The sequence below is a fragment of the Providencia sp. PROV141 genome (assembly GCF_028481645.1).
GTDB lineage: Bacteria > Pseudomonadota > Gammaproteobacteria > Enterobacterales > Enterobacteriaceae > Providencia > Providencia rettgeri.
Map to the genome: position 1 here is coordinate 315555 of NZ_JAMPPR010000006.1, position 6000 is coordinate 321554.

Sequence of the window (6000 nt, forward strand, 5' to 3'; positions counted from 1 at the left end):
TTACTCATCCATTCCAATAAACGATCAAAAATTAGTCATAAATAATTCATATACCCTATTTATAAAACTTATCCTCTTTCATTTGGTAAAGTTGCTTTATTACCCACCAGCCCCCTTATTTCCCTATCGACCTTAATTAACGAATACTGATATCCATTAACAATTTCTCTGCTCTAAATCAAAATCTATAACAGTTCTGTTGACTAGAATATCAGCTGTTAAATTTTACACAGGGATAGGACAATGGAATTACTCTGCCCCGCAGGGAATTTGCCCGCTTTAAAAGCGGCGGTCGATAACGGCGCTGATGCCGTTTATATTGGACTAAAAAATGATACCAATGCACGGCATTTCGCAGGGCTCAATTTTACTGAAAAAAAACTGCATGAAGCTGAGCGTTATATCCATAACCGTAAACGAAAATTACATATTGCGATTAATACATTTGCACATCCTAATGGTTACGAACGTTGGCAAAACTCCGTCGATCTTGCTGCAGATCTCGGTGCTGATGCCTTGATCTTAGCCGATATTGCCATGTTAGAGTACGCTGCCAATAAATACCCGCATATTGAAAGGCACGTTTCTGTCCAAGCCTCAGCAACCAACACTGAAGCCATCCGCTTCTATGAACGTAATTTCCAAGTCCACCGCGTTGTCCTTCCACGTGTGCTATCTATTCACCAAGTAAAACAGTTAGCCAAAAATAGCCCTGTCCCACTGGAAGTGTTTGCTTTTGGTAGTTTATGTATCATGGCTGAAGGGCGCTGCTATCTGTCTTCTTATCTCACAGGTGAGTCACCAAATACGGTAGGCGCATGCTCTCCAGCCCGTTTTGTTCGTTGGCAACAAACGGAGGAAGGAATGGAATCACGCCTCAATAATGTGTTGATAGACCGTTACCAAAAAGATGAAAATGCAGGCTACCCAACGCTATGCAAAGGACGTTATCTTGTCGATGAACAGAAATATCATGTCCTTGAAGAGCCCACCAGCCTCAACACCATTGAATTATTACCTGAACTGATGGCAGCTAATATTGCCTCGGTCAAAATTGAAGGCCGCCAACGCAGCCCTGCTTACGTGACTGAAGTAACGCGTATTTGGCGCCAAGCCATCGACCGCTACAAATCCAACCCTAACAGCTTTGTCACTGACCCGAAATGGCTAAAAGCGTTAGGCGGGCTTTCTGAAGGAAGCCAAACCACATTGGGTGCCTATCATCGTAAATGGCAGTAATTTAAAAGGTAAATATCATGCAGTACTCGTTAGGATCTATTCTTTATTACTGGCCAAAACAAACGCTGGAAGATTTTTATCAACACGCCATGCAAAGTGACGCTGATATTATTTATCTCGGAGAGACGGTATGTAGTAAACGCCGAGAAATGAAGCCCAATGACTGGATAGAACTCGCACAACAACTCGCCAAGAGCGGCAAGCAAATTGTTCTGAGCACCCTTGCTCTTCTTCAAGCGCCTTCCGAACTTAAAGAGATCAGCAAGTTAGTTGATAATGGTGAGTTTCTCGTTGAAGCCCATGATTTTGGTGTGATCAACATGTTAGTCGAAAGAAACCTTCCTTTTGTCGCTGGTCACGGTTTGAATTGCTATAACGCACAAACCTTAAATATTCTCTTACGCCAAGGTATGGTGCGCTGGTGTATGCCTGTAGAGCTTTCCCGAGATTGGCTAGTCAACTTACTCCACCAGTGTGATGACATCGGTATTCGTGGCAAATTTGATGTTGAAGTAATGAGCTACGGTCACTTACCACTTGCCTATTCCGCACGCTGCTTTACTGCACGCTCTGAAAATAAGCAAAAAGACGAATGCGAAACTTGTTGTATAAACTACCCACAGGGGCGCCAGGTGCTTTCTCAAGAACATCAACAGGTGTTCACGTTGAATGGCATCCAAACGCTCAGTGGCGCTTGCTATAACCTTGGCAATGACCTGCATTCAATGCATGAGCTTGTGGATATTGTACGTATATCCCCTGAAGGTATTGAGTCCCTTGAGATATTCAAGCAATTTAAAGCGAATGAAAATGGGGATATTCCATTGAATATTTCAGATAAAAATTGCAATGGTTATTGGCGACAAATTGCAGGATTGTCGATGGTACCTTAAATCAATTACCCACCTCATAACCACCTATCCTCAGGTAGTTATGAGGTAAATAAAATGATTGATATAGACCCATGCACCGTTTCTTGACGTGCAAAATCCCGCCTTACCGAATGCAGCCAAACAACTATCCCTGCGGCTATACGTGATGCCTATCAAGTATTTGCCTCAATGCTAAGTACAGGGGTCCCTCCTGATGACTGGGAAACCTTAAGCCAAGAAGCAAAAATGACAACAAAAGCCGTTGATCCTAACTCAGCAATAGATTTCCTACTCAAAAATGACGGTTAATGCCGATGCCTGCGCCAGCGGTTAAACATATGGCTAATATGACGTAACTCACCATCTCTTAGCATACCAATAAACACACCAATAACCGTGTAAATAACGCCTAGAATCAACATCATCACAATATCCATTAGCACATCACTAAACGGTAAGCCCATTTGATTAAGGCCTGCCATGGCATTCGTCGCCCATGTTGATGGCAATGCTGAAGCAATCATACGCACCCAATCCGGCATCGCCTGTAGTGGCCAAATCGTGCCTGACATATAAAACACCGGGGTGGTAATAAATGCCAAAGTTAAGTAAATCATTTCAACACTACGCAAACATTCCGTTACTAACTTGCCAAGCCCTAAAACAGCCAATAGGAATGGGAACGTGAACATCCAAATCACATACAATGGTGCTTCTTGTCGGTAGCCCAATACCCATGGCCAAAGCGCGAAAAATACAGTAGATAAAAATAACCAGATCGGAATTAAAGCTGATAACGCCCCTAAATAAACGGCTAATGGTGGCTTTCCTTTAGGTGTAGAACGCACCGCGATGCTGACTCGTACACAGGCAATCAGTAAGGAGTGCTGCAATAACATCACCAATAAGCCAGGAAAAACAATCGCTGCAAAGCTGATCCCTGGGTTATACAATGGCTCAGTTTCACTGCGGATAGGGGTAATAATCACTTTAGCCTGCTCTTGGCTATAACCGGCTTTAGTGAGTAATTGGGTGTTATAAGCATTGAGCAAGGTTTGGTAGGCTTTTGATAACTCTTGCTGAATTTGCCCACTCGCTAGCCGGTTGGTTCCATCTCCATACACTGGCACCGTGATATTTTTACCGCTCAGTAAATGTTGTTGAAAATCCGTTGGAATGATAATTATCGCAAATAGCTTTCTCGCAATCATGTCCTGACGTGCTTGAGCAAGGTTATCATAACTTTGCAATTCCACTTTCGGTGTCGCATCGAGGTCACGGATTAACTCGCGGCTTGCTGTGCTGTGGTCCATATCAATCACAGCAACAGGTAAATCCCAAAGAACCGGCTTTGCATACACTAAGCTCATGACGCACAGAGAAACCAACAATAATAGCCACATCGGTTTTTCCAGCATTCCCAGCAGTACTTTACGGAAGGTTGCAAAATAAATAGCCATCAGACAACCCCTCCTTGGTTTTCTAACCGTTTGACTAAACGCTTACGAATTAAAAAGCCAATGACAAATGGGTAAATCAATAAAAATAGACACACTTGAACAATGCGAGCAAAGGAAATTTCCCGCAAGAAAATATCAAACATAGCATTCAATGTATGTGTAAGTGGTTCAATATTCGAAATAATCTGTGCAGGCAATATCATTGATAGTTCCGGTACCGCCATACCCGAAAAGGCCAAAGCGATACTCACCAGCATCCCTATCAAGCTATACGCCATAATGGCACTTGAGGTAAAACTAAACAGCAATAAACCAATACTCTGCGCTGCTATGACATAGAAAAACCCTAATATAATCATATACAACGGATTTCCTACCACTTTAGCATCAAAAATAGTGACTAATGCCGCAATCTCTACCGCAAGTAATATACTGAAAAATAAGGTATAAGGGGCTAATTTCCCAAGTAGCGCCATCACAAACGGCTTAACGCTTTGTAAGGTAGAGCCTCGTGACATCGTATAGATTGTTGCTGTAACAACAAATAGCTGCAGCATATGAATAGTTGCGGCAAACTGTTGATAATAAATATAACTACCGCTCGGGTTGAATAAACTGTCATAAGAAAGTGTCACTTGGGCTAAGGGAGGTAACGCCTTTCCCATTGACTTGGCCATTTCTTGGCGATACTTCGCATTCAACTCTGCCACTAACCCACTAAAATCTTGAATCGCATAACTGCCTGATGCATAGAAGAGCGCATTATAATACATACGTAACTCAGGTTGACGCCCCCGTAAGACATCTTCTTCAAAGTTATGAGGAATATACAATAACGCGTAATCTTTTGAACTACCGAGTCTTTTTAATGATGTACTGAGATTGTCATCAATGGTTTTCACATCCGCATGTGGACCGGCATCGAGGTCACGAATAATTTGCCGAGACACTGGGCTATGGTTATTGTCCACCACAGAAACGGGTAAATCCATCAATGTCCCCTCTGAAAAGTTAGCACTAACTAACGTAAACAGCATTAATGGAAACAGCCAGCTTAACCAATGAAAAACAGGGCTACGAATAGCCATTTGGGTTTCACGGCTAAAGGCGTGCTCAAAACCGTGCCAAGCGAACTTAAATTTCATGGCAACACCTTTTACTTATCCCAGTGCCATAACACACTCATACCAGGCCTTAGCCCTTCAATCGGCTCTACAGGGTATAAACGAATTTCAAATGTTTTTAAATCGAAGTCACCGGTTGCACGTGTCGCTCGTTTTGTCGCATAGTCACCTTTCGGTGCAATATAGCGAACCTCAGCTTCAATCAACTTGTTCCCCAAGGCAGGGACATCCAGCTGTACTTTGTCACCTTTTTTCACATCAACTAAAATATCTTCTCGCAAGTTATAGACAAAATAAGCTTGAGGAAGTCGAATTAATGAAATTAAAGGACTACCGGCATTGAAGAGCTCACCTATTTCAGCGGGAATAGGACCAACCTCACCATCTACAGGGGCTTTTACTTGCAAGTCATCAATTTGAACTTGGATTTCAGCAAGTTTATGCTCTGCTTGTTGTAATGCCGCTTCATATTGTTGGCGTTGCTCTATGCGGTCACCATGTAAGCCCTCATCTAAGCGCGCTTTTGCACTTTGCACTTGCGAAAAAGCCACATCTTTGGCTTTACGTGCATTATCAAGTTCATTCGCGGAAACATACCCTTTACCTTTCAAATTACTCAAACGAGCATATTCACGAGATGCATTTTGATATTGAGAATTGGCTTGTGATAATGAGGCTTGTAAATCGCGGATGGTTTCAACACGAGTCCCATTCATGGATTGTTCTAGTTGCGCTTTTGCTTGGTCTCTCGCGGATTTCGATGCTTCATATTGCGCTTGCAGTTCTGGGCTATCTAGGGTTATCAGTAATTGCCCTTGTTTGACATCATCGCCACGCTCTACGTGGCGTTCAATCACTCGTCCTTTTGCCTTCGAGGTGACGATGACCTCAGGTGCATCCACCTCTCCCTGTAACAATAAATATTGGTTATGGGAATGAAAAAGTGCCGCTGCTGCGATTAAGATAAGCATCAGCAAAATCAGTGCTATTGTTCTTTTTTTCATTATTTATGTGAACCTTAAATAATAACGGGGGAAACTATCATCCCTAGAGTATGACAAGAAAGTTAAATACAGCGTTAATAAATTCGTGCGCAAGATCACGAAAAGGTAGGACATTGACTAATATTGGAGCGATTTCTACCTTATGTCAAATAATGATGAGTGTACTTTTCTCAAATGCCGATTACTTAGCCAATGACTTACGATATAATGACTAGCCAAATAAATACTAAAAATAGATAACAATAGTAAATAACTCAACCCCAAATAAGAATCCCACAGCGTGAAACATAACGAGCCAAGG

The 6000-nt window shown here is 42.4% G+C and carries 5 protein-coding genes; 2 read left to right on the forward strand and 3 right to left on the reverse strand.

Translation table 11 applies throughout. The features are described 5' to 3' along the window. The first annotated feature begins 243 nt into the window (after positions 1-243). Both ubiU and PSF09_RS05620 read left to right on the forward strand, forming a co-directional pair. Entirely contained in the window at positions 244-1239 is a 996-nt protein-coding gene (gene ubiU, locus PSF09_RS05615; protein WP_210835653.1) for a ubiquinone anaerobic biosynthesis protein UbiU, read from the forward strand. Positions 1240-1256: 17 nt separating this feature from the next. Next, positions 1257-2132, forward strand: a complete 876-nt coding sequence (locus PSF09_RS05620) for a U32 family peptidase (RefSeq protein WP_272683606.1) — start codon at positions 1257-1259, stop codon at positions 2130-2132. Between the two features lie 284 nt (positions 2133-2416). On the opposite strand, the gene PSF09_RS05625 is transcribed toward PSF09_RS05620, so the two are convergent. From PSF09_RS05625 to PSF09_RS05635, 3 genes are read right to left on the reverse strand one after another with little or no spacing between them, the layout of a single operon-like run. Continuing rightward, on the reverse strand, positions 2417-3571 hold the full coding sequence (locus tag PSF09_RS05625) for an ABC transporter permease (RefSeq protein ID WP_004907491.1): 1155 nt from the start codon (positions 3569-3571) through the stop codon (positions 2417-2419). Further along, positions 3571-4716 (reverse strand): ABC transporter permease, encoded by a 1146-nt coding sequence (locus tag PSF09_RS05630; RefSeq protein WP_004907489.1) that lies wholly within the window; start codon positions 4714-4716, stop codon positions 3571-3573. The genes PSF09_RS05625 and PSF09_RS05630 overlap by 1 nt, the downstream gene beginning before the upstream one ends. 11 nt (positions 4717-4727) lie before the next feature. Continuing rightward, positions 4728-5699 carry an HlyD family secretion protein gene (locus tag PSF09_RS05635; RefSeq protein WP_272683607.1) on the reverse strand — a complete coding sequence of 324 codons (972 nt, stop codon included), beginning with the start codon at positions 5697-5699 and terminating at the stop codon, positions 4728-4730. Between the last annotated feature and the right edge of the window lie 301 nt (positions 5700-6000).